This is a genomic window from Segniliparus rotundus DSM 44985 (assembly GCF_000092825.1).
GTDB classification, from domain to species: Bacteria; Actinomycetota; Actinomycetes; order Mycobacteriales; family Mycobacteriaceae; genus Segniliparus; species Segniliparus rotundus.
The window spans coordinates 35,006-59,812 of the sequence record NC_014168.1 but is presented as its reverse complement, the minus strand read 5'-3'; the positions used below and the strand labels follow the sequence as shown (position 1 = coordinate 59,812).

Below are 24,807 nucleotides of genomic sequence, written 5' to 3'. Positions count from 1 at the left end.
CTAGTTCACCCGCTTGCACTCGACATGGAACTCCGTCCAGTCCGGGTTGTACGAGTACACCCCGCCGATGCCCTGATCCATCGCGATCACGACGTGGAACACCGCGTCTTTGCCCGCCTCGCAGCGCATCGCGTCGTTGTTCGCGTTCACCGCCGCCGTCTTGTTGCCCGGCGAGGAGAAATGCGGCGACACCACGGTCATCGTCGTGGGCGTCCCGAACCCCACCGCGCACAACGGGCCGTCCATCGAGTCCTTGCGGACCTCGATGCGCGAGGAGAACGGGTCCAAGTCCAGTTCCGCCCCGGTGATCTTCACGCACCCCGACACCCACGGCTTCCAGTCGAAGGACTGCTTGGGGATCGTGAACGACCCGACCGGGACGTTCGCGCCCACCACCAGCGATTGCGCCTTGAACTGGCTCTGCGGCACCGTGTAATAGGCCACGTCCTCCTTGCCCAAAGATCGCGGCGCCCATTTCTTCTCCGGGGTCCACGTGAGCAGGTCCCCGACAGCGGGCGGCGTCGCGTCGTCGTAGTCGCTCGCAAGGCGGATGCTCCCCGAATCGCCTTTCGGACCCTTGGGCACCTTGAGGCGCAACTGGACCCCCGGAGCCGCGTCCGAGCCCGTGACCTTCACGTTCGACTCCTCGGAGCCGTCCGGGTCCAACAAGACCACCGACCACGAGATGATCGGCACCGGGCCACTTGGCCCCGGCACGCCCAGTTGGATTCCCCGCCACTGCCGCCCGTCCCACCAGTGGCAGAGCGAACCGATGACATACCCCTTCTGCACGTCCTCGGGGGTGTTCGTCAGCTGCGGCAGCTTCGAGGCGTCGTCTATCTGCGGGTCGTAGATCAATTTGATGATCGGGCGGTCCACCCCGGGCGGGCCTTGCCGCCCCACCAGCACCGGGAAGGTCACCACCCCGTTCATGCCGACCATCTGCATGGTCGCGGCCATGTTCAACGGCACGTCCGGGTCGAGCACGATCCCCTGGAAGTCCATCCTCGCGTCCGCCGAGAACATATACACCTTGTCCCCCGGCTGCGGCACATCGGCCATCAGCGTTCCTCCGATCTCTTGTCCACCACTTCGCACGGCTGCGACCAGCCGCCCAACAACTTGTCCGGGACCGCGAGGAACCGTTCCGGGAACTCCCGCTCCACCCGCTCGGCTCTCTTGCGGCAGCCCTCCGCGAACAGATGCTCGGCTATCTCTTTCGCGAACAGCCGCAGATCCAGCACCGCCCCCGACGCCAGCGGCACCGCGCGGCACGCGGCCTCAAGCGCCTTGACCTCTTCCTCGTCGTCCACTAAATGCCCCCGTCCGCGCCGCCGAACGCCCCGATGGCGCCCCAAATCCCTTGCACCGCCCGCAACGCCGACGCCACGGGGTTCTCCTCGTCGTCGTCCTCCCCGATCTGCACCGGCCTGGTCACCAGCCCGTCCGGGTCCATGCGGATGCCCAACGCGCCGGTCTGGTCCGCGAACAGCACCCCGCCGTGCTCGTGCAGCACGCGCGTGCCCAGCGTGTAGTCCCGGCCCACCCAGTGCGGGGCGCCGTTGCGGACGCGGACGTGCTTGGTGGTGCGGGGCCGGTTCTTGTGCAGACCGGACTGGATCGCCAAGGCCCCCGCCACGCTGTACCCGACCGCGGACTGCTCGTGCGCGGCGATGTAGGCGTAGTCCCCCGAGCGCAACGCCCGCAGAGCGTCCGTCCACGCCTTGTGCGTCAAAAAACGGTTGCTCAGCTGGCCCTGGTACAGCTCGTCCAAACCCGGTGTGCCGGGCACCTGCCAGGTGCCGCCGAGCTGCCCGCCCTGCAAAAGATCCTGCAAACGGCTCAAGCCATATTTGACCCCGAACGAAATCCCGTCGTTCAGCAGCGGCGGCGAGCCCTTCCCAGTCGAGACGGTGTGCGCGGTCGCGGGGGCGTGCGAATAGCTGGACTCGATCACCCCCGTCTGGTCGCCGTCGCGGAACACCACCTTCGGGCGAGCGGGCGCGGTGAGGGTGAGCGCGCGGAAGAACGGGTCCGTGCGCCCGTCCCCGTCCAGATCCAGCGGCAGCAGCACCTCGGTCAACGAGTCGTCCAAGAGCTTCGCGCCGAAGGAGAGCACCGAGTCAAATATCGTCCCGGTCGGCCCCGTCACCCCGGACAAATCCTCGCAGGCCAGCACCACGCACGCGCGGGACGGGCGCGCCAAGGGTCCGATCAGCGCCTCCAGCTCCGGGTGCGGGGAGTCCTTGTCCTCGGGGAGCCAGGTGTAGGCGCGGATGTGGCAGCCCGACGCCTTGAGCACATCGGCGGTGGCGGCGTGCGCGTTCTGGAACGAGGCGGTCAGCACCGTGAACATCGACTGATCCAGCAAGGGGTTGACGAACTGCGGCTGCACCGGCCAGTTCAACGGGGAGAGATCCAGGGGGTTGATCGTCGCCCACCGCAGCGGGTCCGCGAACGAGTCCACCAAGGTCAGGGGCGGAAAAAACTGTTGCGCCAATGCCAGCAGCGTCGTCCAGTACACGACGCTCCGGGTCGGCCCAGGCAGAAGCCAAAACCTGACCCCCTGCGCCTCCGGTGGGGTAATTGGATTATTCCTATAGATAATATGTTTCAAATGTTCGAAGTGGTGCGCGGCTTTCACCTCGCACCACTCCCGCCCGTCCTCGGCGCGAATGAACGACACCAAGGACGCCTTGCCGCCCCAACGGTCCCGCCACGTCCGCTCCGTGGGAATCGGGTCGATGGTCACATGCACGTCCGAGTCCGGGCGGCGACCGTTGCGAAGCCACCGCGCCACATGCGAGTCCAACGGGAACCGGAACTGGCACGTCCCGGTGTCGCGCAGCAGCTCGTCCGCGCTCAAGGACTCCACCTGCACCTGCCCCACAAGACGCATTTGGTGGTCCCAAATCCGCACCATCGGCGCCTGCGAGAGCTGCGCCAGGCGCGCGTCCCTGCGCGCCGAGAGCTTCAAATAATCGCAGCGGGGAGCCCCGTCGTCCTCCGGTCCCACCACCAGCGTGGTCATCACGGAGAGCGCCGTGGAGGCCAGAGACTCCGGGGAGACGGCCCAGGACGGCATCAGATCCCCGGCCCGTAGTGGCGTTGCGGGACGCGGGCGGTGATGACGGCGTTCTCGTTGGAGTGCCGCACCGGCAATTGCACGGTGGTCTTCGGGGGGATCGGTTTGGTGAAAAACACTTCCGCGCCGCGCCGCCACAACGGCTCCGTGGCCTCCAAGAACGGTTTGAGCACCAGGTCCAACAACTGCGAGCGGGCCACCACGCCCAAGAACCCGATGTCCACCGGCTCGTTCTCAGCGGTGAAGGTCTTCTTGGAGGGGTCGGTGGACACGAGCACTTTCCCGTCCGTGGGCAACAGCCTCGGCAGCATCACCATCCGGTCCCCGTCCGGGAGCCAGCAGAACCCCCCGGACCCGGAGTGGATCACGTATTCGGGCCACGCCGGCACGTCGCCGTCGTTGCGAACCGCGATATGCCCCTGCCCCACGTCGATGCCCGGTATCAGGTTGCCCAGCGCCTCCGCGACCAGAGCCAGCGCGGTCTTCGCGAACGTGAAGTCCGCGTCCGGGATCACCTTTCGCACCAATTCTTCCAACGCGTCCAGCGGCGTGGCGGTGTCCTCGTTGTTGCGCCACGTCCCCATCGAGGCGGGCGAAGCGAAGAACGGGTCCGAGGCGACCAAGGGCAGATCCACGGTGATCCGGTTGTTGCCGAACGCGGCGGGGTCCGTCTCCAACGTCCCGGCAGGGGCTTTCGCGAGACGGACCTTGAGATTGCGGAAGCCCGTCGTGCGGGTGAAGCACAAAAGGTCGCCGTCCGCGTCCATCGAGAACGAGTTCCACCACAACTGGTGCGTCAACCGGTAGCGGTCAGCGCTGCTCGACGCCACCAGCCGCTCCAGGCGCCCGTCCGCCGCCAGAATCGTCCTCGGCAGGCGCGGCGCGCTGATATGCACGCCGAGGTTCAAGAGCCGCTTGGGCCACGACAAATGCCCCGGCACGGCGCCGGTCATCCACGCCGACTCGTGCCACGCGCGCTCGAACTCGGGCATGACCAGCCCGGAGAGGTCCGTCGCCAAAGCGACGCCCTCCAAGCCCCGGCGCGGCCCCGCCAAATGCCACATCGCCCGCACCCCGCGCTCGTCGGGCACACCGACGTAGATCACGGTGAGCTGGTCCGAGCGCAGCACGGGCGGGACGTTCTCCCAGCTTTGGAAGTACTCGGTGAGCGGGCGCCCGAACGGCGGGTAGTCCCCTTGCGGGGTCCGCAGGTCCGGGTGCTGGCTCGGGTACTGCGTCATGTCCGTGCGCTGGTAGGCCATCACATCCTCCCCGCGTTCATGGAGAACGCCCGGTTGCGGTTGTCCATCTCCGCGCGCATCGCCCGCGCCGTGTCGTTCGGGTTGCCGAACTGGCCCGTGAGGTTGATCGACTGGTCCACCTGGGCCGGGGAGGGCTGCGAGCCGGAATCGGCGCCGAAGCCTTGCGAGAGGCCCTGCGCGCCGAGCGAGGCGAGTTGGGCGGGGTCGGACGCGGGGGGCCCGAAACCGGGCAGAGCGGCCCCGTCCGAGCCGTAGCGGCCCTGCTGGCCCTGCGCGGGCTTGGTGAAACCGTTCACCATCGACGTGAGCCACTTCACCCCGGACCACTCCAACGGGTTGTCCAAGAGCGAGCCGTCCAAACCGAGCCCGGAGAGCGCCCCCGAGACCAGGGAGTGCCCGAAGTCCTCCGCGCCGTCCGAACCGCCCCGCTGCCCCTTCTGCCGCGCCTTCGCCATCGTCTCCGCGCGCTTGTCCTGCGCGTCCCGCAGCTTCTCGTGCGACTTCGCCAGCTCGCGCTCCGCGACGATCAGGGCGTGCTCCGCCATGTCGCGCTGCTGCTGCGTCTTCGCCTCGATCATGCGCCGCTTGGCCTGGTCCACGCGCCACTGGTGGTCTTTCACCGAGTCCTGCGCGTTCTGCACCGCGCGGTCGGCGGTGCGCGAGCGCCAATCCCCCGAAGCGCCCGAGAGCGCGGGCGCGTAGCCCGCAGCGGTGGGCACGGAGCCCAACAGCTCCTTCGGGATGTGCATGTGATGGTCGAACTGCTTGTCGCCCGCACCGGCCGCGCCCGCCCCCACGGCAACGACGCCGTGGCTGCCCCCGGACTCCACGTTCTCCCCGTTCGGGAGCGTCAACGCCGTGTGCCCGTTGTTGCCGCCAGAGGAGCCTTTGTTCCACCATCCGATGCTCAGATCCCCAGGACCGCCCATCCCCTCCACCGCGCCGTGCGCCTTGAGCCATTCGCCCTCGTTGACGGTGGACATGCGCGAGGAGAACGGGTCTTTGCCTTCTGCGGCGTTCACCGTCGCGGACACCATCCCCGAGCAGTCGATGCCGATCCGCCCGAACACCTGCTGCGAGTACGCGGTGCCGGTCATGGAGTGCGCGAAGTCGATTCCCTGCTGAGCGCCCGAGCCGCCCCCGGTCTGCCCCATGCCGGTGTACACGTCCACGCCCATCGTCGCGGGCACGCTCTGTTCCGCGCGGGCCGGGGAACCCGGCGCCACGGTCACAGGGGCGCCGGTCTCCAACCCCGGCGTGTCGTACTTGTCCAAATCCGCCATCGTGATCGGCGCCAGCGCGGGCGCTTTGCCGCCCTTGCCCGCTGACGGCGCAGGCAGGACCGGGGCGGCAGGGACCGGCAGCGGCGCCGGAACAGGCGGCAGCGGGACGGCAGGAGGCGGCGGGTCCGAGTCGGGTACATACGCCCCGCCCTTGGACGCCTGGTCGATGAGTTCCGCAGCCCGCGCCACCGCGTCCTGATCGCCCTTCCCTGTCGCGTAGTCCGCCAGCAGGCGCGAAGCGTCGGCCAGCAGCGACCCGTTGGCGTCGGGTGTGGCCGATGCCGCGAGCGACTGGCCCAACCGCCCCGCCTCCGCGCGGTCCATGCCCTCCGGCGTTCCGGCCGAACGGCGCAGGCGGTTCGCGAGCGCGGAAGGCTCCCCGCCTCCCGGAACCCCGCCGCTTGTCTGCGGGAACGCGAAAGGCGCGGGCGTGGCGGACGCGAACGAGCTCACCGAGCCCGAGGCCTCGCCCGCCGCGTCCTTCACGCCGCTGAACCAGCCGATGAGGGATTTGACCTTGTCCCCGAGCCACCCGAAGCCGTCCGCGAGCTTGCTCACCCACGGCACCACGAAGTTCGCGATCTTCGTGGAGAAGTCCACCATCGCCTTGACCACCGAAACCGCGAGCGGCAGGGTCGCGGCCATCGCCTTGACCAGCGCGCCCGCGATGACGGCGGCGACCTTCACCACGGCGGGCAGCAGCGGCAGGACCGCCGCCAAGAAGTCCGCGAACGACTTCACCAACGGCATCAGCGGCGGCAGAAGCTCCTGGATCGCCTGCACCAAAAGTCCCGCGAGCGTCTGCGCCACCTGCGCGAGGACGGGGCCGAGCTGGTCGAGGACCGGCTTGAGCGCGTCCATGAGCTGCTGTATGACCGGGGCGAGGGCTTGGAAGACTACAGAGAGCGCGGGCGCGACGGCCTGGACGAACATGGACGCGAGCTGCGCTATCGGCGGGATCAGCGGCGCGATAGCGGAGAGCAGGTCCGCGAACGCCTGCGCGAGCGGCACCAGCGCCGGGGCGAGGATCGGGAGGGTCTTCGCCAGCACGTCCCCGATGACCTGCCCGATCTGCGAGAGCGGCCCCGACAGTTGCTCGAACACCGGTTTGATCGCGTTCAACCCCGCCCCGAGGCCTTGCAGCATGCCGTTCAGGGCGGGCGCCACAGCGGTGCCCAAATTCGACAGGGCCGGGACGATGGTCGTGCCGACGATCTGCGCGAGCGTGCCGAGGATCGGGGCGAGCGCCGCTGCGGCTTGGCTGATGCCGGTGAAGAACCCCGACAGGGCTGCTTGCCCGTCCGCGCTCTTGAGGAAGTCGTTGAACTTGTCGGCAACCTGCGTGATCGTCCCGAGCATGCCGCCGCCCACAGCCGAGCCCGCTTTGAACACGGTGGCGAACACCGAGCCGACCGCGCCGATGGCGTGCCCCAATTGGGTGAGCGAGGTCAGCCCGGCGTCGATCCACTCGGTGATCCGGCCCGACTCCGAGGCGTTTTTCACGAACCCCGCGAACCTGTTCGACACGTCCGCGACGGCCTGGGAGAGGCGCGGGAGGGAGTCCGAGCCAGCGGCCCCGAGCCCCAGCACCGCCTGAACCGCTGGGCGCGCGGCGGTCGCGAGGATGTTCATGCCCGCCGTGGTGTTGCCCAAAAGCTTGTTGACCTGCCCCACCGCCTCAGGGGTCTGCGCCCACGCCGCCACGGACTTGCCCGCCTGGTTCGCCGCCCCCGCCACGCCCGCGAACCCCTGCTGCACCACTGGCAGATACGTCCGCCCGAGTTGGGTGATTTGCGGGGCGAGACCGGCGAACAGCGAGTCCTGCACCGTGTTCTTCATGCTGTCGAACGCCGGTTTGAGGGCGTACACGGCCTTGGCGGACTCTTGCGCGGCCGGGGAGAGCTTCTGCAAGGCGTTCGCGAACTTCTGCGGGTCTTCCATCGCCTTGAACGCGTCCGACAGCCCCGACACCCCCAGCTTGAGCGCCGACACCGAGGCCGCGGCGCCCATCGCGGCGGCGGGCACCAGCGCCAACGCCCCCGATGCGCGGGAGGCGACCCCGACGATAGAGGCGAGGGAGCCGCCGAGGCCCGACAAAGCGAGGCCCCCTGCCGCGCCGAGGGACGCGAACTTCACCAAGCCCAGTTGCGCCGAGAACATTTTCCCGAACGCGAGCCCGGTGGCGGTGCCCATCGCCTCCCCGGCGCGCTGCCCGTGCGTCTTGAGCTCGTCCACCTCGCGCCTGGCGCGCTTTGTGTCCGCGCCGACCTTCACCGTGACATGCACGTCCCCGAGTTCGCGGTCCAAGTCGCGGCCCATGCGCTCGGAGGAGAGCTTGGCCTCGCGCTCCGCGTCCCGAAACGCCGCCCGGATCGCTTCCCCGACGCGGCGGGTCTCCGGGATGATGGTCACATAGACGTCAGAGAGATTGGTCGCCACCGCGAGCCCTCCTGTCTACAGCGTCGTGGAAATTCTCGAAATCGGCCTGCGTCGGGCCGTGCTCGCGCGCCGCGCCGGGGCGCGGGACGGGTTGGGGCTTGTGGCGCGGGAAATCGGATTGCGCGTCCTTGGTGCGCGCCCACAGCCCCAGCTCGGAGAGGTAGACGAGATCCGCCGTCAAATGCGCGTTCACGTCCCAGCCCTCCGTGAGCGCGTGGAACAAAGCGGAATGAGGCGGGGCGGCGACGGCGAGCGCGGCGACGTCGAGGACGTCGAGAGTGCCGTCCCACAGGTTCTCCCATCGCAGCCCGAGCGCGAGCAGGTCGCGTCGGGCCGCGAAGGGATGCCGGTGCAGCGTTTCCACCGCCCACGCTATTTTCCCAGTTGGGACATCATTTCTTCGCCCCAGGCGGTCAACCACGCGGCGTACCCGTCGTGGCTGAGCCGGTCCGCCGCCTCGAACGTCTCCGGTTTCGCGGAGCGCTCCAAATGCAGGTAGAACCTCTCCTCGTTCGACAGGCGCCGGTTGCGGCGGTACCAGTCGGCGCTGAACTTCTCGAAGACCGGGATCACCACCTTGACCCCGCCCGACTCGTACTCGAACAGCTCGCCCTCCGGGTACACCTTCGACCAGTCGAAATCCAGGTCGCCGGGGACAGGGGCGGGCTTCTCGGCCTTGGCGCCCCTGCCCTTCGCGGCGCTCACGCGGCCAACCCTGCGGGCAGCTTCATGCCGTCGTCCACGTTGCGGTGCAACACCGCCCCCTGGTACGGGAAGCAGCGCGCGGTGAGCGGCGTGGACACCAGCTCGTCGTGGACGTGCTTCTCCTCGCCCACCTCCGTCACCCGCGCGAACGGGGCGAGGTAGCGGGCCTGCTTGTCGCCCTGCACCAAGAGGATGAACAAAGACACCTCGTCCAACTGCTTCGCGGTGATCTTCGTGAGGGTGCGCTTGCCGTGGCTCGTGGTCGCCGGGGTCACCGTCACGTTGTTCTTGCCGTACGCGAGGCGCTGCGCGTCGTCGTTGAAGTACTCCAACACGTCGAACGCCACCGTCAGGGAGAACGAGGTCTGCCCGTAGTCCAGCTCGTCGCCGCCGAACGCGTTGATGGCCTTGCCGGGCCGGTCCTGCTTGACGCGGATGCCCTCCACGGTCAAATACCCGGCCTGCTTGAGCGATTCGAGCACCGGGGCGTCCAAGTCCAGCGCCTCCGCGACGTCGATGAACTTGGGGCCGACGAACAGGCCGCCCACGGTCTTCTCCGAGTCCGGTTGCGGCTTGAAAATGTTCCGCACGTCCCCGTACCCGAAATAATCCTTCCCCGTCGCCGGGGTCGTTGGGTTGGTCATCTCGATTTCCTTCCTGTGTTGCACCCGCCCGCGCGTCTCACGCGAACGGCTCGCCCGCCCTGGTGACGGAAAGCCTCATGACGTGCCCGAACACCCTCGGGTCGTCAGGGTCTTGGTAGCGGGCCGGCCCGCTGTAAAGCTCGTGGAAGCTGAACGCCGCCGTGCGGTGCGCCGCCTCGATGAGCGCCAGCGCCAACGACGCCGAGCGCTCCCCGCGCCGCTCGTCCGGGTCGATCACCACCAGCCGCAACAGCGACTCGGACTCCACGCGCTGCACGTCCCGCAACTCGATCTGCGAGCACACGCCCCACCGCCCATCGGTCGGCCTCGGATTCGGGTTCGATGAGAACCACCCGAACGAGGCGCCGCGAGCCGAGAGCCCCCGCGCGAGATGGGCGCGGACCTCGCCCGCCACCGGAGGCCGATAGACCGCCACAGCTCAACCCTTCCTCTTCGGAGACTGACCGCCGTTGCGGAACGCCCACTTCAAAAGCGAGTCGTGGGCCTGCTCGTGGGCCATCGCCCGAGCCGTCTCCGTGCCGACATACCCCCGTGCGCGCGTGCGGCCCACGGCCACGTCGGCGCGGTAACCGGACGCTTCCCGCTGCCCGCGATTGGTTTGCGCCCCATGCAGCTCCGCGTCAAGGTCGCGCTTCGCGTCCTCGGCAATCGTCTTCAAATGGGCGACGAGAGCGGGGTCTTTGCGCAGCTCCCGAAACCCTTCCCGGTTCCAGTCGATGCGCCCCATTCACCCGTCCCTCCGCACGCACCGCACCTCCCCGCCCGGTTTGAACCCGAACGGCCCCATACGCCAATCGCGCGGCCCGATCACCCTGTACTGCAAACCAGCGGCCTCGATGAGATCCCCGTCCCCATACGCCTCCGGTTCGCCGGTGAGAACCACCAGCTCGTCGCGGTCCCGCTCCGGGGAGTCCCCCACCACCGCCTCGGCGGGCCGCTCCCAATACACCGCGATCACGCGGCGCTCCACCGGCTCCGAGAAACCCGGCTCGATCTGGTACCCCTGATCGTCGTACCCGCCCTTGGTCTTGCGGCGGTGCTGGACCGTGTGCGGCTGCGGGAGGCTCACGCCGTGCCCCACAGCGGGCCGTCGCCGGTGAGGTTCGCCCCGCACGAGCACCACGAAGCGCCGAACGCGAGGTTGCACGCGTCGTCGTGCCACACCCCGCCCCCGTTCGGGGCCGTGTCGATGGAGAAAGCCCCCGAGCTTGAAGCGTTGCGGCACATCTTCTGCAACTGCTCGATCTCGCTGGGCAAGAACATGCCCCGGCGCGGGGATCGGGTGTCGAGCGTCTGCCCGAACGGCCCCGCCGTCTGCTGCGAGATCGCACCGGAGCCGGACTCCTCCCACCGCAGGATCGCGCCACGGATCACCGCCTTGGCGGCGTCCGCGAACGGGAAATCGTCCTTGTCAACACAGGGAGCGACCAACCGCGCCATCGCCAGCGCGTCCGCGATCATCGCCAAAGCCTTCGGCTCCTCGATCACCGCGAACGGCGCGAGATCAGCTGGGGTTATCGTCACCGCTGGCATGCGCCCCTCGCGTTCTGCGCCGAGGGCGCGACGTGGTGTCGGCCCCGCCGTCGCCGGCTGGCTCCCAGTCCGGGCCGAGCCGGGAGGCGAGACGGTCATCGACGTTGACGACCGCCCCGCTCGCCCGATTCCTAAGACGCGGCATCAGGCAGCCGCGTCCTCGATCACGGCGAACTGGTCGGTGAAGACGTACCAGCCGTACACGATCTCCGTTCGGAACAAGATCTCGTTGTTGCCCGCCAAATCCTTCCCGGTGTTGTCCGGGTCGCCGTACTCAAGCATCTTGAACGGGAAATTGCGCTGCACGCCCCAACGAATGCCCGACTGGAAGTTCCCGAGGATCGCCCGAACCTTGTTGTCCGTCGCGTCCCCGTCCTTCGCCTTGCCCGAGACCGTCGAAGACACAGCGGCGGTCACGCCCTCGAACGAGGAGAGGTTCGCGCCAAGCCCCAGCTCCGGGTACTTCTTGCGCCCGTCCGCGTAACGCGCCGTGGAGAGCTTCCAAGCGTGCTTGGGGTCGAACGCCACGCCGTTGACGCTGTGACCGTCCCCGATCACCAGACCAGCGGCGGTCTCGAAGTCGATGTCCGGCTGCGAGGAAGCGGTGATCTCCACGCGCTTGGTCGTCGCGTTCAAATAGTTCGTCCACGCCGTGAGCGCGTTGCCGGTGCGCGGGTTGGTCCGGTAGTACAAACCGAGGTCCAAGCCTCGGGCCAGAGCCCGCGCGCATTTCTCCTGGTACTTGCCGAGGACGCCCAGCTGGTAGTCCTCGTCCGCCCACTTGAACTCGTCGGAGGTCCGCATCTGCACGACCGCTTTGTGCGGAACAGCCGTCACATGCGACGGCTTCGCGGAATCCGCGCCCTTCGGGGCGGACTCCTCAACGAACTCGGCGGTCAAATCGTCATCGAAAGTGATGATCTCGACCTTGCCGAAACGCATCGGCTCCTGAGCGGACAAAGCCGCGACCGTCGAACCTGTCTTCGCCCGCTCCACGATGCCGTCCGCGATCTGCGTGGGCAGGAACAGGTCCGTGCTCTGCAATGCTGCCATGATTTTGTTCTCCCTAATCTGTGTGGTTAACCGGCCCCGGTCAAAGCGCCAAGGAACTCGCTCGTGGAGTTCGGCTTGGGCCGGGGGTTCGCGCCCTCATGGGGCACCTTGTTGCCTTTCACGCCCGACTGGTTCCCGACGAGACGAGCGGCCTGCTTGAGCAAAAGTTCCGGGTCTTGCGCGGTCAAAAACAGCTCCGCGTCCTCGTCGCTGATCCCGTGCAACGCCACCAGGTGCGCCTTGAGCGCCCCGGCGACCTTGACCGGGACCGTCGCGGCCTCGGCCTCGGCGTTCGCCAACTTCTCTGCCGCTCGTTCCGCCTCGGTCTTCTGCGAGTCCTTGAGCGCTGCGAGTTCGTCTGCCGCCGACTTGTTCGACTTGGCTTTCGACTCCCAATCACGCGCCTTGGACTTCCAGAAATCGACCGTCTCCGTCTGCTTGGGCTTGGGCTCATCGGCTTCCGTTTCGGGCGCCTCTGCCGCTTCGACAATGGGTTCGGACATGATTCATTCCCCGTTCCGGGTCGGTCCCCGCCGTTGCGGCAGGGATGGTCTCTACTGGGCCGAGAGGTACGCCCTCACGGCCTCGTTGTTGCGCCGCCGCGCTGCCTCGGTCTTGAACCGGGCGCTGGGCACGTACTTCTCGCGCAGCTCCACGACATTGCTCTCGTCCCACACAGGGGCCGCTTGGCATTTGCAGTGGTCGTGCGACTTGAACCGCACGGACTCGCTCGTGTACACGTCCCCACGGGCGATGAGCATCCGGCAGAAATCGCACTCCCCCGCCCCGATGCGCATCCAGCCCCGGCACTGCGGGTCCGCCAAAGCGTTCGCCATCGTCGTGTCCCGCGCGGCATTCATCACGCGCCTGCTCGCCCCGCCGACGACCAGAGACTCGAACGCCGTGAAGCTCGTCGCCTCCGACGCGGCCCAACCTGTCAGCGCGTCCGGGCCGAACGTCCCCGGATCGGGCACAAACGCCGTGAACCGACCCGGCAAAGCGAGCGCCCCCCGAGCGAGGTCGTAGAAGTCAGCCGCGACCGCCTGCGCCGCGCCCGCGTACTCCTCGATCAAGCCGCCGATCCCCACAGCCAGACGCGAGCCGATCCACGCCTTCGCCGCCGACCCCGCCAGAGATCCCGAGTCATCCGCCGCGAGCGAGCGCGCCTCGTCCTCCAACATGCCCGACAACCCCACCAGGGAGGCGCGCATCTGCTCGGCGTCACTCGCCAGCGGCATCAGCGGTCCCTCTGGCCCGAGCGGTGAGCGCAGCGAGGGCCTGCGAGCCCTGCGCGCGGCGGCGCTGCGAGAGCGCCAACCGGATCTGCTGCTCATCGAGCCCCAACAGCCCGAGGCCGACCTCGGTGTCAGCGAGCCACGGCGCCGCCGCGAGCTGCTTGGAGCCCGCGTCCGCCTGCGCGGCCCGCGACAAGTGAATGGGCGAACGCCACTTCGGGGCTATCGTGACCCACTCGGCGGGCACCGAGTCCAAGCCGTTCCTGATCGCCAACGCCCGGGTGAAGGAGCGTTGGAACGCCGGGGACCAATCGTCGGTGGCGCCCTCGGCCTCCGCGATCAAATCCTCACGAGAGGCGATATACGACTCGGCGGACGTCGGGTTCGCGCGGTTCACCAACCCCAGCGACTCCACCGGGATCGACGTCTCCCCCGCGAACTGCCCCGCGATGTGCTCGAACATGTCCACATGCGGCTGCGGCGAAGCGGCGGGGAACTGATGCACCTCCGCGCGCACCCCGGTCTCCTCGTCGTCGGGCAAGCCTTTGATGCGGCCCATGCGAACCCGCCACGGGTTCGGGTTCTTCTCGCCCCCCGCCAGATCCGCGAGGGTCGCCCCGAACATCCAGAACTCCGGGAAGGAGAACGTGTCCGCGTGCGCCTCCATGCGGATCGCCACGCGCGTGGCCTGCTCCAAAAGCGCGATCACCGCCCGGTTGATCCGCGACGAGCCGAACGGGCGACCCGCGCGCGGCTTGTACACCAGCGGCTCTGCGGGCACCCCGAACTTGTGGTCGGAGCGCTCCACAGCCCAGCCCGAGGAGTCCCGCGCGGCGGAAACCGTCAACCCGTCCATGTACAGCGCGAACCCGGTCACCCGGTCCTCTTCGTCGCGATCCGTGATCGACAACAGGTTCTCCAAACGCCTCGCGCGGGGGTTCCAGTCGCCCACCGCGTTGAGCGCGTCCTTGACATGGATCAACGCCTTCGGCTCCCACGCCTCCCCTGCGGTGTTCACAAGGAACGCTGGGCCGTGGATCAGCGAGGACACCACGCCCGAGTCCGACTCGGTGCCCAACAGGTTCTCCGACCACACCTCGCGCGACCCCAACGACTCAAGATCCCCGTCCGCCCATGTGAACCCGTCCAGGTTGCAACGCCGCGCCAGGATGTCCACGGCCTTCGCGGCCCAACCCAGCACAATCCCCATGCGGAAATACTCCGGTGGGATCGTGCTCGTCCGCTTCACCGCGTACTTGCCCTCGTACAGCCGCGAGCGGGACTGGTTGCGCCCAGCGCGCCGCGTCAACTCATCGAACAAGCGGCCCAACAGCCGCTGCTCGTCGTCCGTCAAACCCCGCACCCGAGGAGCCTCCGCGAACACAGTCACAGCACGAACCCCCCTCGACCGCTCGAAACAACACTCTTCCGTCTGCCATGCGTCACCGCGACCAGCACCGACAACATCACCGCGACAAGCGGCGCGATGTTCGCCGTCTCGTCCCTGCGGTCCAGCCCGTAGCCACCCGCGTCGCGGATCGGCCTACGCCTCGCCCCCGCCACCGCCTGATTCACCGACTCCTGGTTCGCGTGCGAGAGCGAACCCGCCGCAACCCGGTCCATGAGCATCCCGAACGCCTTGGCCATGTCCGACGCGTTCGTGACCACCACCCGAACGCCGCGACGGCGAAGCTCGGGCACGAGCGACGACGCCGGCGAAGCCGAATCCACCCCCACAGGCACACGCCGGCCCACGTTCGCCGCGACCCACTCCACGCACTCAGAGCCCGACACCCCCGCCCACACCTCCTCGACATGCGCGCAATCCCCGTCCAACCAGCACGCCCCCACAGAGACCTCCCGCGAATGGGACATGTCCACCACCAAGGCGTGCGGCCTGACCGACGACTCCGGGCCATCAGCCCGAAGAGCCCGCCACACAGAATCCTTCACCACCGCCTGATGCGTGGAAACCTCGTCCCACACCCCAAGCGCCTCGCGCCGGAACGAATCCTCCAAGAGGTTTTTGCGCAACCGGAGCATCGCCCGCTCCGATGTGCGGTGCGGATAGCTCGGATTCGCCTTGCGCCACTGCTCCCGGTCCTCCACGTCGCAACCACGATCCGCCGACAGCTCCACGTACAACGTGCCCTCGGACTCCCCGTCCAACGCCTCCTGCCGGAACATCGTGAACGCCTCGCCGGGATCTTTCGGACGCGGCGGCGTGCCCATGAACAACGTCAACGGGTTCTCAGCCACGTTCTGCGACGCCAACATGTCGTCCAACGCCGACTCACCGAGGATTTGCGCCTCATCGAACGCCAACACGCCCACATCCGCGAACCCGCGCCCGAACCCCGCCTCACGAGCACCGAACAAAATCCTTGAGCCGTTCACAAACAACACGGCCTCGTCGCCACGGCCACGAACAACCTGGGCCACCAGCGGACGCACCGAATCCCGCGCCGCCAGAGCCGCCATCGACCCGAACGTCTCCTTCGCCGTCTTCACCCGGTGCGCCGTCCACAACACCGTCAACCCCGCCCGCAGCAAACACAGCGCGAACAAAGCCGACATCATCACATGCGTCTTGCCGACCTGCCGGGGAATCGACACCACCACCGTGTCGCACGCGTACAAACCGTCCTCGCGCTTCGAGAACATCAACCGGCCAAGCCCGTCCTGCCACTCATCGAAACCCAACCCCAGCTCCGAGCACTTCGCCCGCACCCGAGGCCACTCCGTCGAAACGATCCCCTCCGGGACCACCAGATGACGCGCGACCTCAGATAGCCGAGCCATCCCACCGCTCATCCTCCACAATCGCCGCGACCTGCTCGGCCTTCTCGCTCATCAACGAGTCCAACCGCTCCGACACGTCCTGCAAACGGCGCGTCAACGCCGCCAAATCCCGAGGCGGCGTCCCCTCGTCATCAATAGCCCCCGCCAAGCGCGCCTGCAAAGCGTTCAAACGGTCGATCTCGCTGCCAGTCTCCACCGCCCGAGCGACCGGCCCGAGCACCTGATGCCGGCTGCTCCCACGAGACATGACGGACTCCTTCCAAGGGCCAAAGCTCTATTCCCTTCAAAGGGAAAAATCCAAGGGGGGGCACCCGCCTATGCCGCCGAGGTGCGGAAGGGCTACCGTGGGGGGTATCCCCCGTGGGTGTTTCCACCAGGGATTTTTCTGTTTCCCCAGGTCAGGGCGTTGCGCCGGGATGACGGGTTGTTATTGTCGTCGTGGGCGTGTGGGCACTCGGACGCTCTACGCCCATGCCCTCTCGGTCACGTACCTGAGTCTGGCTCCTGGACTGGATGCCTGTCGAGGATTTCGACGCTCTCGGCTTCCCAAGCCCCTGCTTGCTCTACGAGGACGATCTTGAACGCGGGGTGCTCGCTGTTCGCGGGGTAGAAGATGGTGCTTGTCGTCGGGGGTCCGGTGAGTGTCGCCCTTGGCTCTGTTTCGTTCATGCCCACGCTCTCTCTGTGACGTACCGCCGTCTGAGGTCGGTGACAGCGGTGTCGCTCTTGGCCCTGTTGCAGTCCCGGTGCGCGGGCTGCTTGTTCGCGAGCACATCAGCGCCGCCCTTGTTCAAGGGCACGATGTGGTCGGCGACGAACGAGGCGGGGTCGGTGTGCGGCAGGGCATAGTCGATCTCCCCGCCGCAGATACCGCACGGCGGTTTGCCCCTGGCGATGGTCTTGCGGTCGGCATCCCGCTTGGTCGTGCTGCGCGGGACGCCCATCGGTCACTCCTCGGCTAAGCCCTCAGGGAGATAGCGCGTCGATAAGGTTGAGATCATGCCGCCGTTCTTGAAATTTTCCGACGAATGGAACCTGGGGGGCATCCCGTGCGTCTAAGTGATTGAGGACACAAATCTCAGCTTCGGCTTTACCCTAGGAGAACCCAATGATGCGCTTTACCGCCGCCCTCGTGGCCCTCGCCGCTTCATTCAGCTTCGCCAGTCCGGCCTTCGCGTACCATGCGCGTTGGGGCGCCATCGCCTACGACAGGCAGGGGAACGCAACTGCGGCCACCGGCGCTTCCAGCGGAAACTACGCCATGCTCGCAGCCAAGGACAAGTGCGGGCCACGGTGCGGGACATACCCGTTCAGGGGTTGCGCCGCAATCGCGTTCACCAGGGACAGCGTCAACGGGAGGCGCGGCTACGAGCTTGCGGCTAGCAGCTCCGCGTCCCGAGCGCGCGAAATGGCCCGACAAGGCTGCGAGGCCACAAGCCGCGCCGACTGCTACATCCGCCTCTCGGTCTGCAACTGACAGGCGCCGCCTGGGCGCTAACCCACAAATCACGGGTCGGCCACCCGAGGATGTGACGTTCAATCTGCGTGAACACCGCCTTGAACGTGGTGACCCCGCGTTCTTCGACAACAGTTGTCACCCACAGCGGTTCGGTGTATCTGAGCGTCCCGTGCCCTCGGATGGCGTCGTGCTCTCGGATGTTGACCGCGTGCGCCGAGTTCTTCACCGCTTCGGTGAGCCCTGGCGGGAGCCGTTCGGCCATGAACCTGTAGACCATCGAGCCGTCTTGCAGCCGAGCTGCGCCATAAGGCTCAAGCATCGCAGAACGGGGAACCTTGTGCAGCTCCCCGTCGATCAGGAAGTCAACCCCCGGCCTCGACGGCGCTATCCGCTTGCTCATGCCCTTGCCCGCCGCAGGTCGTACATGCTCACGCCCTCAATGCTCCAAAGCGCTTGGCCGTCCGCCGCCCGCGTGATCGTCTCGCGAGAGAGCGCGAACCACGCTGGCACGGAATCGTCGGTGTTGTCTTGCACCGCGATCATGTCGCCCTCTTCGGGCGAGAGAGCAGCCCGAGCGGAGTTGACCGCCTCAGAGTCGCCCCCAACGGCGATGTGCAGTTGTCGCGGTTCAGGAGCATTTGGCCCGAAACCATCGGGAACTCTCAATGTGGAGGTGATAGTCACTTCCGGTCCAAGCCCGATTTGCAGGGCCTTCTTGGTTTGAAGATTTGCCACGATCAGCGTGCGTCCCTTGACCGGCAAGGCCGTGGTGTCGCTCATGCCCCGATCCTACCGCCGTCACTATCCCCGTCCATGCCGTTCGGGCTGGCGCTCATTCGCGCTCCTGGTACTCGGCCCGCAAGAGTTCCTGCGTGGACAGCAGAAGCCCTTTCGTGACCCATCCGGGCTGTCCCACAGGCTCGATAGTGTGGATGGTCTCGCCGTCGTCGTCTATCGACTGGGAGCCCACCGCCACCACCCAAGGACCGGGCAAACCGGGGCTGTCGCCGTCCTCCGCGCGGGACTGCGCCACATACGCGGTCACGGCCCGGTCGATCTCGTCGCGCAGAGCGTCAAGACTGGGCATGCGGCCTCCAAAGAACCCCGGAAACAAAGAACCGCTCCCCGTCGCCCTGGTGCGCCAACACCAGGCGGGAAGCGGCCCTACCAGGATCAACGCTCATGTAACGAAAGGATCTGGCGACAGTAGGCATAGGGGTGCTACTGGCATTAGTGTGCCATTCGAAGATTACCCACGTCAACACGACACGCTGACGTGTTCGAAAAACGAGGAGGGTTGGTCAACCGAGGCTGGCGGCGTTCGACTCGTCCGTGCCGTGGTAGTGCTCGGCGGCATACCCGACGTTTTCTGCCGCAGCGGTGATCGTCTCGATAGCGGATTTGCCCCGCGCGGTCTCGAATTCGGCGTAGGCGGCGAACTCGATTGCGGATTTCAAGCCTTTCAACGCTCGCGAGGAGGTTTCCAACATCAGATCGCTTGAGGCGAGCTTGCTCGTCGCCTCCTGCGCGAGGTCGTGAAGCTGGCTCGCGCCTGCGTGAAGCTCTTCGAGCGCAACCTCGATCCTCTGGCCTGCTCCTGCGGGAGCCCCATCGGCTGTCATCGCGGCTCCTTGCCCGTGCCCGGAATAGGAATATTGCGGTCGGTGTACCAGTCCTCCATCAACCGGCACGGGGTCTTGCCCCTGATGAACGCTTCTACGGCTGTGGCGATTCTTATCTCCCCGCCGTCTTGAGAGGAGAACACCAGGTCGTGCTGCTTGGCCGCGTCCTGGTACTTGAACTGGGCCGTCATCCCGAGGAATTCCGCCTCGCTGCGCACGATGGCCACCGCACGGGGCCACACGTCCTCCGGAATGGCGCCGTCGAAACCCGCTAGGCGAGTCGCGAATCGTGTGACCCTCGTGTCGCTGGCAGCATCGGCCGGACAGCCGATGTTTCCAGGATCGTACTGCCATTTCCAGGTCAGGCCGGGGACGAGCGCGGCGATCTTGTCGGCGGCCCGAGCGATCACCGCCTCCAAGTCTTCCGCAGCCTGCTGCACACTGCCCTTGTCCCGATACCGCTCCTCGAACGCCGGAACCTTTTCTTGTGCCATGTGCCGCGGCGCGTCATCCATGCCCTTCAACACCTCCACAAACCGAAACACCCCCACCCCGCACACCAACACCACCCCGACAAGCACCACCACACCAGCAGCCCACAACCACGCCGCACGCCGTCGCAACCAACTCCTCTTCTCCACCGGGTACGTCATTTAAGGGTTATTCTCCCCTCTTGGTGAGGTCGGGGCGACCGTCCTGCCCGGTCATCCCCGCGACGATCACAGACATATTGTATCCAGGCATCCGCAACTGCCCGTTGTCGCCTTTGCGCGGGTATTCCGAGTGACCGTGCGCGCCGTCGTGGTGCACCGTCGTGCCGGGTGCAGCGTCGCCGGTGGTGTCCCCGGCTTCGGTGGACAGCCTCGTGATGCCGGGGATTTCGACGGGGTTGGGGCCGTAGTGCTCGGTGAGGTTGGGGACGTAGTTGATCGGGTCGCTCGGCGCTTGCATGGAGTAGGCGTGCCCCGTAGCGACCGGCAATCGGTCAAGGGAAGGAAGCTCCAGACCGGGGGAGCCGTAGAACACGGCGTTGTCCACGACTCCCGTCTGTGTCTGCTGCAACGCGAGGCTGGTGGTGAGCGAGCCGTAGGAGTGCCCGAGGGCGGTGATGTGCGGGCTCGTGGCGGAGTCTCCGTCCGCAGGATGCCAGGCGGCGCTGATGCCCTCGTAGAACTGCGAAAGGCTCGCCGCGCCGGCCTTCGCCTTCGCATCGCTGGCCACGTCGGACAAGCCCCCCGGCTCGTCCCGCAACCCGCCAGGTCCGACGTCGCCCGTCTTGTCGAGGTGCTGCGGGTCGAGCTGCGCCTGCGGCGGCTCGTACCCGATCCACGAGATGGTCGAGACCGTCTCGTTCCCATGCCCATTGGCCTTAAGCACGTTCTCGGTCTCAGTCTTTAGAGCTACTGCTTCTTTGGTCATCTCCCCAATGCTCTGCCCGGGGGAGGAGTTCACCCCGGGGGTCGAGATGGAGATGTGGTTGGCGGTGTCCGGGTCGCCCGTGCCGATGGCGACACGGCCCCTGGTCCCGTAGTCGGGGTCGAGGACCAGGAGCTTCGTGCCGGGATTGTCCCGCAGCGCCTTCTCGGTCGCTTGCAAACCCTCCAACCGGCGCTGCGCGTACCACAGGTCCGAGTCTGTGTTGCTGAAGGCGCCGTGCCCGAACTCGCTGTCCAGTTGCTTCTGCAAACGGTCCACCTCCGCCTGCAACCGGGCGATGTCCCCCGGCAGCATTTTGCGGTTCGCCTCGTCGTGCACGGACGCGGGCACCCCGTCCAGGTTGCCGACCCACTCCGGGTGCAAGTCCAGCACCCGACGCCGCTGCTCCGGGGTCAAGTCTTTCCACCATCCCGCGTTGTACGAAGGGTCCGCATGCCCCCCAGGGGCCTTCGGAGGCTCCGGCATGCCCAACGTGCCTTGCGCCGCCCCGGCCAGCGCCGCCTGTGTCTCGTTCCCCGTGCCAGCGGCGTTGATCTCCCCGCCCACAGCTTTGCGCAGAACCTCGCCCGCCTTCTCATCGAGCCGGTCCGCGTCTGTCATCAACTCGTACGCCTCGCCGCCGATGACGAGGGCGCGGTGCTGCTGGGTCGCATCCGGCCACGGAGCCCCCTCCGGGAACGTGACTTTGCCGTCGTCGCCCAACACCGCCCCGATGCTCGCCGCCTCCCGCTCCAACTCCCGCACACGGGCCTGCAACTGGGCGAAGTCCGCCGACAGCTCCAACACCGCCTGATGCACCGCCGACACCCGCGCCACATCGTCCAACAAGCTCGCGTCCGCGCGCTGGAAGCTCCCCGCCGCCGCGTCCTTCGCCGTCCCCGACCAGCCGGGGAACTGCGTGATCTTCGCGAACTGCGCCCGCGCCTCCTCCAACGACGACGCTCGGGACGCGAGACTCGTCGCCAAGTCCCCGAGCGCGGCCACATCCACACTCCGCACATCACCAAGATTCAACGAGCATTCTCTTTCACCCAGCGCCGCCAAGCACCCCAACACCGAACAGGTTTAACACCCGCATCGCTTGGGCAGCCTACGACGCCTCGCCATGTTTGGCAATACTTACGGGGATCATCTACCGTTTGCGGCGCAGGTTCGCCCGTCGCGCGTCCGAGCACCGCAGTTTGGCCTCGTCGGCGTCGTTGACCTCGACCATCAACTTCCCCTCGAACATCCGCCACCGCACCGCCCCGGACTCTTTCCAACGGTAGATAGTGCGGCGGGATCGGCCCGTGGCGCGCACCGCCCGCTCCACCGTCACGAACTCGGGAACATCCACGTCCAGCAGCGCGTTCACGCATCCGATCCTACCCTCCCGCGCGGTGTTTTCCCGTCCTCGATGACCGTGGTGATCCGGTCGAACTGCTCGCGCTCCAAAGTGAAACCGCAACCGGGGCATTGCACCAGGCACGGGTCGAACTGGTCTATCGGAGGGCGGAACAGCATCGTGCGGCCCCCGCATTTCAAGCACGGGTACCCGGTCGGCGTCGGCTCGTCCACGAGCCGCCAACGCGGACGGCGGCGGGCGCGCATGTCCGCCAGCTCTTGCAGCATCTCGCCGGCCCATTCCTGGCTTGCGAGCACATTGGGGTCGGTCAACAGGTACCCGACAAGGGCGTGGCAGAGACGCACATGCCCGGACTTCGCGCCGATCACCTCCCCCGCGCCGCCGCGCTTCCACAAATGCTGTATACGGGGCGGCACAAGCCCCGTGGAGTCACGATGGTTCTCAGCCCACGACTGCAACACGGCGAACTCCTTGTCGGCCTCATCGAGGGCTGCGAGGCTCAACGGAGCCGGGGGGTCGGTCTTGCGGCGAGTGCCCTCCTGATCGCCCCAAGCGCAAGACTTCTCCCGATCCGACAACAGCAACGCCACAATATGCGGGGTTTGGGCGATCAAGTCCGCCAGGCGCGCGAGGTGACCCGCGCACAAATACGCCCCGTCGAACGCGGCGGGACGGTTCAAGTCGTACACCACCAGGCGCCCGCCGTGCTCCCTGAGCGCGTCGGCAGGGTCGTCCTCGGTCGCCTCACGCGAATGCGGGACAGAACAGAAGGTTGTGACGCTCATGCGGACTCCTCGCTTTCACCCGGCGCGTATGTGTAAGACACCTGTGGTCGGGACTCCCAAAGCACTCGCCGCATCCGGGCGACCTCATCGACCGTGTAACGCCTGCCGTCCTCGAACGCGCGGCGCGAGTCGTCCACACGCCGGTATTTGACCCAGCACAGGTAGACGATGGCCGCGAACGCGAAATACAGGGCCAGCGGCCATTTCCCTTGCGCGGCGAAAAACCCAGCGAGCGCGGCGCACACGAACCCCGCCCCGGTCATCGTCCAGAACGACACTGGGCCGGTCCAGAACTCATCGCGGCTCATGCCTGGTCCGCCAACACCATCAAGGGAAGGGCGGCTATAGCTCGTTCCTGCGCGGCATAGATGTGGGCCTCTTCGGATTGCGTCTCGTCCAACTTTTCATCTCCGAAGAAACACAAGTTGCGTGACAGTTTTTCGGTTCCAGCCGATGAGGCCAAAGAGAGGCATCCGGTGCTCTTGGAAAGGCCGATGGCGTAGGTGTTCGCCAGTCCGAAGTGCTTCGCGACGGGGATTCTGACCTTGCCCAAGGGCTTGATGTCATCGAACGCGACCCTGCCAAGCTGTTCGACCATGCTCTCGGTGACCCACATGTCACCGGCTTTGAGCATCCGCAAACCCTTCGCGACCTCCACCACACGGATCTCACCGGACTCAGCCTCCGAGTCGTCGCGGAACGCGTCGGCGTGCTCGGCCAAGTACGCCGACATGCGGAGAAGATCGACATCTTCGGCCCGCGCCTCGGTCACCTTATAGCCGTCGAGCGTGGCGCAGTAGGCTTCATCGATCCGGTCCAGGTGCATCAGCATCAGGACTAAAATTTGATCCTGCAACCTGAACGGCTTGGTCTCATCGCTCATTCCCCGGCCCCCTTGCGGTCCAGCGCCTCGAATAACGCCTCCACCGAAAAGATCCAGGCAGCGCAGATCGCGATCCCGCAGACAATCGCACCGGGATAAGGGGACATCCCCATGCCGCAGCTGACAACAGCCCACCACAAGACAAGCGCGAGGTTCGCGAACAGCGCCGCGAGCTGCGCCCAACGCGCGGGCCGCATGTAGGCGAGGAGCGATTTACGGGACGGATACGCCGCTTCCAGCATGCGCGCCCGCACCTCGGCTTTGACGCTCTCCACTTCCGCCTCAAGGTCGGTGACGCGCCCGTTATGGTTCGCCAGCTCGCCCCACACGTCCCGCAGCTCGGAGACGTTCGTCGTTGCCTCGGCCCACCTCTGTGTAGGGGCTGTGGTCACGCCATCCCCGAAATCCAAACCACCGTCCGTCATGCCCCGGCCTCCTTGATGGTCTCCTGCCGCCGTAGAAGCTCCCCGTACTCATCCGCCGCCGCAATATGCGCCGCAGCCTCCGAAACGTTGGACATCGCGGCCCTGATCACCGGCCAACGTGTCTCGATCATGGTCATGTCGCCCGCGCCCAACTGGTCGAACACCGCCCGCGCTTTGATCCGTGCAGTGTTCAAGCGCATCGCCGCCTCGTACTCCGGGCTGCCAGGCTTCACCGCGCGCCAACCTCTCATGAGTTCAAGCGAGTACCGCTCATGCGCGAGCCGACCAGTCTCAGGGTCGAACCTGTAAAAGTCAGGCGTGATCCTGCCCGAGAGCCTGATAAAGCCCTCGGCGCTCGTGATGGCCAAGTCCGCCACGAGCGCGGCCCCGGTCATCTCGTTCACCAAGATCAGCCAGTCTTGCGCCATGTGCTCATCGATGAACTCTTTCAACTCTTGAGCGTTCATTCCCCGGCCTCCCCGGCCTCTTGGCCCTCCCATTCCTCAGCCGTGGCGGTTGTCACATAGTTGGAGACATCGCAGGCTGGCGACAAGTTTCCAACACAGATTTCGGCGGGCACGGTCCTTGTCTCACGGTCCATCTCGCACCGACGGGTCCGAAGCACGTTACTGCCGCCCACTTCCTCGTCCCAGCATTCTTTATATTGGGTCGCCTCTTGCAGCAGCACACCGGGGCAGGGCTCGGTCTCATAGGTGCCGTCGTCCATCCTGTAGACGTTCACCCACCCCGGAGGGAGGGCAGTGAACGCGACGTCACTCCACATGGTGA

35 protein-coding genes are annotated in these 24,807 nt (G+C 66.8%); 1 reads left to right on the top strand and 34 read right to left on the bottom strand.

What is annotated here, in order from left to right; genetic code table 11:
- The 21 genes from SROT_RS00400 to SROT_RS00310 all read right to left on the bottom strand — a co-directional run bounded on the left by SROT_RS00400 (position 1) and on the right by SROT_RS00310 (position 17,006).
- Positions 1-1,062, bottom strand: a complete 1,062-nt coding sequence (locus tag SROT_RS00400; protein WP_013137028.1) for a hypothetical protein — start codon at positions 1,060-1,062, stop codon at positions 1-3.
- Positions 1,062-1,313 (bottom strand): hypothetical protein, encoded by a 252-nt coding sequence (locus SROT_RS00395; RefSeq protein ID WP_013137027.1) that lies wholly within the window; start codon positions 1,311-1,313, stop codon positions 1,062-1,064. The genes SROT_RS00400 and SROT_RS00395 overlap by 1 nt, the downstream gene beginning before the upstream one ends.
- On the bottom strand, positions 1,313-3,085 hold the full coding sequence (locus SROT_RS00390; RefSeq protein ID WP_013137026.1) for a Gp37-like protein: 1,773 nt from the start codon (positions 3,083-3,085) through the stop codon (positions 1,313-1,315). The genes SROT_RS00395 and SROT_RS00390 overlap by 1 nt, the downstream gene beginning before the upstream one ends.
- A complete protein-coding gene (locus tag SROT_RS00385) occupies positions 3,085-4,347 on the bottom strand; it encodes a hypothetical protein (RefSeq protein WP_013137025.1) in 1,263 nt (420 codons plus the stop codon). The genes SROT_RS00390 and SROT_RS00385 overlap by 1 nt, the downstream gene beginning before the upstream one ends.
- Positions 4,347-8,069: a phage tail protein gene (locus tag SROT_RS00380; RefSeq protein WP_013137024.1), complete on the bottom strand. Its 3,723-nt coding sequence runs from the start codon at positions 8,067-8,069 to the stop codon at positions 4,347-4,349. Before SROT_RS00380 ends, SROT_RS00385 begins: the two co-directional genes overlap by 1 nt.
- Positions 8,050-8,433: a hypothetical protein gene (locus SROT_RS15420; RefSeq protein WP_013137023.1), complete on the bottom strand. Its 384-nt coding sequence runs from the start codon at positions 8,431-8,433 to the stop codon at positions 8,050-8,052. Before SROT_RS15420 ends, SROT_RS00380 begins: the two co-directional genes overlap by 20 nt.
- An 8-nt stretch (positions 8,434-8,441) precedes the next feature.
- A complete protein-coding gene (locus SROT_RS00370; protein ID WP_013137022.1) occupies positions 8,442-8,774 on the bottom strand; it encodes a hypothetical protein in 333 nt (110 codons plus the stop codon).
- Entirely contained in the window at positions 8,771-9,418 is a 648-nt protein-coding gene (locus tag SROT_RS00365) for a hypothetical protein (protein ID WP_013137021.1), read from the bottom strand. The genes SROT_RS00370 and SROT_RS00365 overlap by 4 nt, the downstream gene beginning before the upstream one ends.
- A 37-nt stretch (positions 9,419-9,455) precedes the next feature.
- The gene (locus SROT_RS00360) at positions 9,456-9,854 is read right to left on the bottom strand and encodes a hypothetical protein (protein WP_013137020.1); all 399 of its coding nucleotides are present in this window, start codon (positions 9,852-9,854) and stop codon (positions 9,456-9,458) included.
- 3 nt (positions 9,855-9,857) lie between these two features.
- The gene (locus tag SROT_RS00355) at positions 9,858-10,166 is read right to left on the bottom strand and encodes a hypothetical protein (RefSeq protein WP_013137019.1); all 309 of its coding nucleotides are present in this window, start codon (positions 10,164-10,166) and stop codon (positions 9,858-9,860) included.
- Positions 10,167-10,508: a hypothetical protein gene (locus SROT_RS00350; protein WP_013137018.1), complete on the bottom strand. Its 342-nt coding sequence runs from the start codon at positions 10,506-10,508 to the stop codon at positions 10,167-10,169. It abuts the gene before it with no gap.
- Positions 10,505-10,972, bottom strand: coding sequence for a hypothetical protein (locus SROT_RS00345; protein WP_013137017.1), 468 nt, complete (start codon positions 10,970-10,972; stop codon positions 10,505-10,507). The genes SROT_RS00350 and SROT_RS00345 overlap by 4 nt, the downstream gene beginning before the upstream one ends.
- Positions 10,944-11,117: a DUF7302 family protein gene (locus SROT_RS17380; protein ID WP_425358191.1), complete on the bottom strand. Its 174-nt coding sequence runs from the start codon at positions 11,115-11,117 to the stop codon at positions 10,944-10,946. The genes SROT_RS00345 and SROT_RS17380 overlap by 29 nt, the downstream gene beginning before the upstream one ends.
- Entirely contained in the window at positions 11,117-12,025 is a 909-nt protein-coding gene (locus SROT_RS00340) for a phage major capsid protein (protein ID WP_013137016.1), read from the bottom strand. The genes SROT_RS17380 and SROT_RS00340 overlap by 1 nt, the downstream gene beginning before the upstream one ends.
- 26 nt (positions 12,026-12,051) lie before the next feature.
- Positions 12,052-12,528, bottom strand: a complete 477-nt coding sequence (locus SROT_RS00335) for a hypothetical protein (protein WP_013137015.1) — start codon at positions 12,526-12,528, stop codon at positions 12,052-12,054.
- Between the two features lie 51 nt (positions 12,529-12,579).
- On the bottom strand, positions 12,580-13,263 hold the full coding sequence (locus SROT_RS00330) for a VG15 protein (RefSeq protein WP_013137014.1): 684 nt from the start codon (positions 13,261-13,263) through the stop codon (positions 12,580-12,582).
- Positions 13,247-14,650, bottom strand: coding sequence for a phage portal protein (locus SROT_RS00325; RefSeq protein ID WP_013137013.1), 1,404 nt, complete (start codon positions 14,648-14,650; stop codon positions 13,247-13,249). Before SROT_RS00325 ends, SROT_RS00330 begins: the two co-directional genes overlap by 17 nt.
- Entirely contained in the window at positions 14,647-16,062 is a 1,416-nt protein-coding gene (locus SROT_RS00320) for a terminase (RefSeq protein WP_013137012.1), read from the bottom strand. Before SROT_RS00320 ends, SROT_RS00325 begins: the two co-directional genes overlap by 4 nt.
- Positions 16,046-16,309: a hypothetical protein gene (locus SROT_RS00315; protein WP_013137011.1), complete on the bottom strand. Its 264-nt coding sequence runs from the start codon at positions 16,307-16,309 to the stop codon at positions 16,046-16,048. The genes SROT_RS00320 and SROT_RS00315 overlap by 17 nt, the downstream gene beginning before the upstream one ends.
- 236 nt (positions 16,310-16,545) lie before the next feature.
- On the bottom strand, positions 16,546-16,731 hold the full coding sequence (locus tag SROT_RS16275) for a hypothetical protein (RefSeq protein WP_013137010.1): 186 nt from the start codon (positions 16,729-16,731) through the stop codon (positions 16,546-16,548).
- Positions 16,728-17,006 carry an HNH endonuclease gene (locus SROT_RS00310; protein WP_013137009.1) on the bottom strand — a complete coding sequence of 93 codons (279 nt, stop codon included), beginning with the start codon at positions 17,004-17,006 and terminating at the stop codon, positions 16,728-16,730. The genes SROT_RS16275 and SROT_RS00310 overlap by 4 nt, the downstream gene beginning before the upstream one ends.
- 164 nt (positions 17,007-17,170) lie before the next feature.
- On the opposite strand from SROT_RS00310, the gene SROT_RS17375 reads away from it, so the two are divergent.
- On the top strand, positions 17,171-17,539 hold the full coding sequence (locus SROT_RS17375; protein WP_013137008.1) for a DUF4189 domain-containing protein: 369 nt from the start codon (positions 17,171-17,173) through the stop codon (positions 17,537-17,539).
- On the opposite strand, the gene SROT_RS16640 is transcribed toward SROT_RS17375, so the two are convergent.
- The 13 genes from SROT_RS16640 to SROT_RS00240 all read right to left on the bottom strand — a co-directional run bounded on the left by SROT_RS16640 (position 17,442) and on the right by SROT_RS00240 (position 24,802).
- Entirely contained in the window at positions 17,442-17,921 is a 480-nt protein-coding gene (locus SROT_RS16640) for a hypothetical protein (RefSeq protein WP_013137007.1), read from the bottom strand. The genes SROT_RS17375 and SROT_RS16640 overlap by 98 nt on opposite strands.
- Entirely contained in the window at positions 17,918-18,301 is a 384-nt protein-coding gene (locus SROT_RS00295) for a hypothetical protein (protein ID WP_013137006.1), read from the bottom strand. Before SROT_RS00295 ends, SROT_RS16640 begins: the two co-directional genes overlap by 4 nt.
- A gap of 52 nt (positions 18,302-18,353) precedes the next feature.
- Positions 18,354-18,608 carry a DUF7213 family protein gene (locus tag SROT_RS00290; RefSeq protein ID WP_013137005.1) on the bottom strand — a complete coding sequence of 85 codons (255 nt, stop codon included), beginning with the start codon at positions 18,606-18,608 and terminating at the stop codon, positions 18,354-18,356.
- A gap of 214 nt (positions 18,609-18,822) precedes the next feature.
- The gene (locus SROT_RS00285; RefSeq protein ID WP_013137004.1) at positions 18,823-19,143 is read right to left on the bottom strand and encodes a hypothetical protein; all 321 of its coding nucleotides are present in this window, start codon (positions 19,141-19,143) and stop codon (positions 18,823-18,825) included.
- Positions 19,140-19,796 (bottom strand): LppA family lipoprotein, encoded by a 657-nt coding sequence (locus SROT_RS00280; protein ID WP_013137003.1) that lies wholly within the window; start codon positions 19,794-19,796, stop codon positions 19,140-19,142. The genes SROT_RS00285 and SROT_RS00280 overlap by 4 nt, the downstream gene beginning before the upstream one ends.
- A gap of 7 nt (positions 19,797-19,803) precedes the next feature.
- Positions 19,804-21,579, bottom strand: a complete 1,776-nt coding sequence (locus SROT_RS00275; protein ID WP_245535323.1) for an alpha/beta hydrolase — start codon at positions 21,577-21,579, stop codon at positions 19,804-19,806.
- Between the two features lie 133 nt (positions 21,580-21,712).
- Positions 21,713-21,934 (bottom strand): hypothetical protein, encoded by a 222-nt coding sequence (locus SROT_RS00270; RefSeq protein WP_013137001.1) that lies wholly within the window; start codon positions 21,932-21,934, stop codon positions 21,713-21,715.
- The gene (locus SROT_RS00265; RefSeq protein ID WP_013137000.1) at positions 21,931-22,710 is read right to left on the bottom strand and encodes a hypothetical protein; all 780 of its coding nucleotides are present in this window, start codon (positions 22,708-22,710) and stop codon (positions 21,931-21,933) included. The genes SROT_RS00270 and SROT_RS00265 overlap by 4 nt, the downstream gene beginning before the upstream one ends.
- Positions 22,707-23,018, bottom strand: a complete 312-nt coding sequence (locus SROT_RS00260; protein ID WP_013136999.1) for a hypothetical protein — start codon at positions 23,016-23,018, stop codon at positions 22,707-22,709. The genes SROT_RS00265 and SROT_RS00260 overlap by 4 nt, the downstream gene beginning before the upstream one ends.
- The gene (locus tag SROT_RS00255) at positions 23,015-23,593 is read right to left on the bottom strand and encodes a hypothetical protein (protein WP_013136998.1); all 579 of its coding nucleotides are present in this window, start codon (positions 23,591-23,593) and stop codon (positions 23,015-23,017) included. The genes SROT_RS00260 and SROT_RS00255 overlap by 4 nt, the downstream gene beginning before the upstream one ends.
- Positions 23,590-24,018, bottom strand: coding sequence for a hypothetical protein (locus tag SROT_RS00250; protein ID WP_013136997.1), 429 nt, complete (start codon positions 24,016-24,018; stop codon positions 23,590-23,592). Before SROT_RS00250 ends, SROT_RS00255 begins: the two co-directional genes overlap by 4 nt.
- Positions 24,015-24,485 (bottom strand): hypothetical protein, encoded by a 471-nt coding sequence (locus tag SROT_RS00245; protein WP_013136996.1) that lies wholly within the window; start codon positions 24,483-24,485, stop codon positions 24,015-24,017. Before SROT_RS00245 ends, SROT_RS00250 begins: the two co-directional genes overlap by 4 nt.
- Positions 24,482-24,802 carry a hypothetical protein gene (locus SROT_RS00240; RefSeq protein ID WP_013136995.1) on the bottom strand — a complete coding sequence of 107 codons (321 nt, stop codon included), beginning with the start codon at positions 24,800-24,802 and terminating at the stop codon, positions 24,482-24,484. The genes SROT_RS00245 and SROT_RS00240 overlap by 4 nt, the downstream gene beginning before the upstream one ends.
- Positions 24,803-24,807 lie beyond the last annotated feature (5 nt).

What these genes read in the sequence shown, in the direction of transcription:
- SROT_RS00400 (WP_013137028.1), bottom strand. Translation starts at nt 1,062, where the DNA reads ATGGCCGATGTGCCGCAGCCGGGGGACAAGGTGTATATGTTCTCGGCG.
- SROT_RS00390 (WP_013137026.1), bottom strand. Translation starts at nt 3,085, where the DNA reads ATGCCGTCCTGGGCCGTCTCCCCGGAGTCTCTGGCCTCCACGGCGCTC.
- SROT_RS00385 (WP_013137025.1), bottom strand. Translation starts at nt 4,347, where the DNA reads ATGGCCTACCAGCGCACGGACATGACGCAGTACCCGAGCCAGCACCCG.
- SROT_RS00365 (WP_013137021.1), bottom strand. Translation starts at nt 9,418, where the DNA reads ATGACCAACCCAACGACCCCGGCGACGGGGAAGGATTATTTCGGGTAC.
- SROT_RS00355 (WP_013137019.1), bottom strand. Translation starts at nt 10,166, where the DNA reads ATGGGGCGCATCGACTGGAACCGGGAAGGGTTTCGGGAGCTGCGCAAA.
- SROT_RS00345 (WP_013137017.1), bottom strand. Translation starts at nt 10,972, where the DNA reads ATGCCAGCGGTGACGATAACCCCAGCTGATCTCGCGCCGTTCGCGGTG.
- SROT_RS17380 (WP_425358191.1), bottom strand. Translation starts at nt 11,117, where the DNA reads ATGCCGCGTCTTAGGAATCGGGCGAGCGGGGCGGTCGTCAACGTCGAT.
- SROT_RS00340 (WP_013137016.1), bottom strand. Translation starts at nt 12,025, where the DNA reads ATGGCAGCATTGCAGAGCACGGACCTGTTCCTGCCCACGCAGATCGCG.
- SROT_RS00335 (WP_013137015.1), bottom strand. Translation starts at nt 12,528, where the DNA reads ATGTCCGAACCCATTGTCGAAGCGGCAGAGGCGCCCGAAACGGAAGCC.
- SROT_RS00330 (WP_013137014.1), bottom strand. Translation starts at nt 13,263, where the DNA reads ATGCCGCTGGCGAGTGACGCCGAGCAGATGCGCGCCTCCCTGGTGGGG.
- SROT_RS00320 (WP_013137012.1), bottom strand. Translation starts at nt 16,062, where the DNA reads ATGGCTCGGCTATCTGAGGTCGCGCGTCATCTGGTGGTCCCGGAGGGG.
- SROT_RS00315 (WP_013137011.1), bottom strand. Translation starts at nt 16,309, where the DNA reads ATGTCTCGTGGGAGCAGCCGGCATCAGGTGCTCGGGCCGGTCGCTCGG.
- SROT_RS16275 (WP_013137010.1), bottom strand. Translation starts at nt 16,731, where the DNA reads ATGAACGAAACAGAGCCAAGGGCGACACTCACCGGACCCCCGACGACA.
- SROT_RS00310 (WP_013137009.1), bottom strand. Translation starts at nt 17,006, where the DNA reads ATGGGCGTCCCGCGCAGCACGACCAAGCGGGATGCCGACCGCAAGACC.
- SROT_RS17375 (WP_013137008.1), top strand. Translation starts at nt 17,171, where the DNA reads ATGATGCGCTTTACCGCCGCCCTCGTGGCCCTCGCCGCTTCATTCAGC.
- SROT_RS16640 (WP_013137007.1), bottom strand. Translation starts at nt 17,921, where the DNA reads ATGAGCAAGCGGATAGCGCCGTCGAGGCCGGGGGTTGACTTCCTGATC.
- SROT_RS00295 (WP_013137006.1), bottom strand. Translation starts at nt 18,301, where the DNA reads ATGAGCGACACCACGGCCTTGCCGGTCAAGGGACGCACGCTGATCGTG.
- SROT_RS00290 (WP_013137005.1), bottom strand. Translation starts at nt 18,608, where the DNA reads ATGCCCAGTCTTGACGCTCTGCGCGACGAGATCGACCGGGCCGTGACC.
- SROT_RS00285 (WP_013137004.1), bottom strand. Translation starts at nt 19,143, where the DNA reads ATGACAGCCGATGGGGCTCCCGCAGGAGCAGGCCAGAGGATCGAGGTT.
- SROT_RS00280 (WP_013137003.1), bottom strand. Translation starts at nt 19,796, where the DNA reads ATGACGTACCCGGTGGAGAAGAGGAGTTGGTTGCGACGGCGTGCGGCG.
- SROT_RS00265 (WP_013137000.1), bottom strand. Translation starts at nt 22,710, where the DNA reads ATGAGCGTCACAACCTTCTGTTCTGTCCCGCATTCGCGTGAGGCGACC.
- SROT_RS00260 (WP_013136999.1), bottom strand. Translation starts at nt 23,018, where the DNA reads ATGAGCCGCGATGAGTTCTGGACCGGCCCAGTGTCGTTCTGGACGATG.
- SROT_RS00255 (WP_013136998.1), bottom strand. Translation starts at nt 23,593, where the DNA reads ATGAGCGATGAGACCAAGCCGTTCAGGTTGCAGGATCAAATTTTAGTC.
- SROT_RS00250 (WP_013136997.1), bottom strand. Translation starts at nt 24,018, where the DNA reads ATGACGGACGGTGGTTTGGATTTCGGGGATGGCGTGACCACAGCCCCT.
- SROT_RS00245 (WP_013136996.1), bottom strand. Translation starts at nt 24,485, where the DNA reads ATGAACGCTCAAGAGTTGAAAGAGTTCATCGATGAGCACATGGCGCAA.
- SROT_RS00240 (WP_013136995.1), bottom strand. Translation starts at nt 24,802, where the DNA reads ATGTGGAGTGACGTCGCGTTCACTGCCCTCCCTCCGGGGTGGGTGAAC.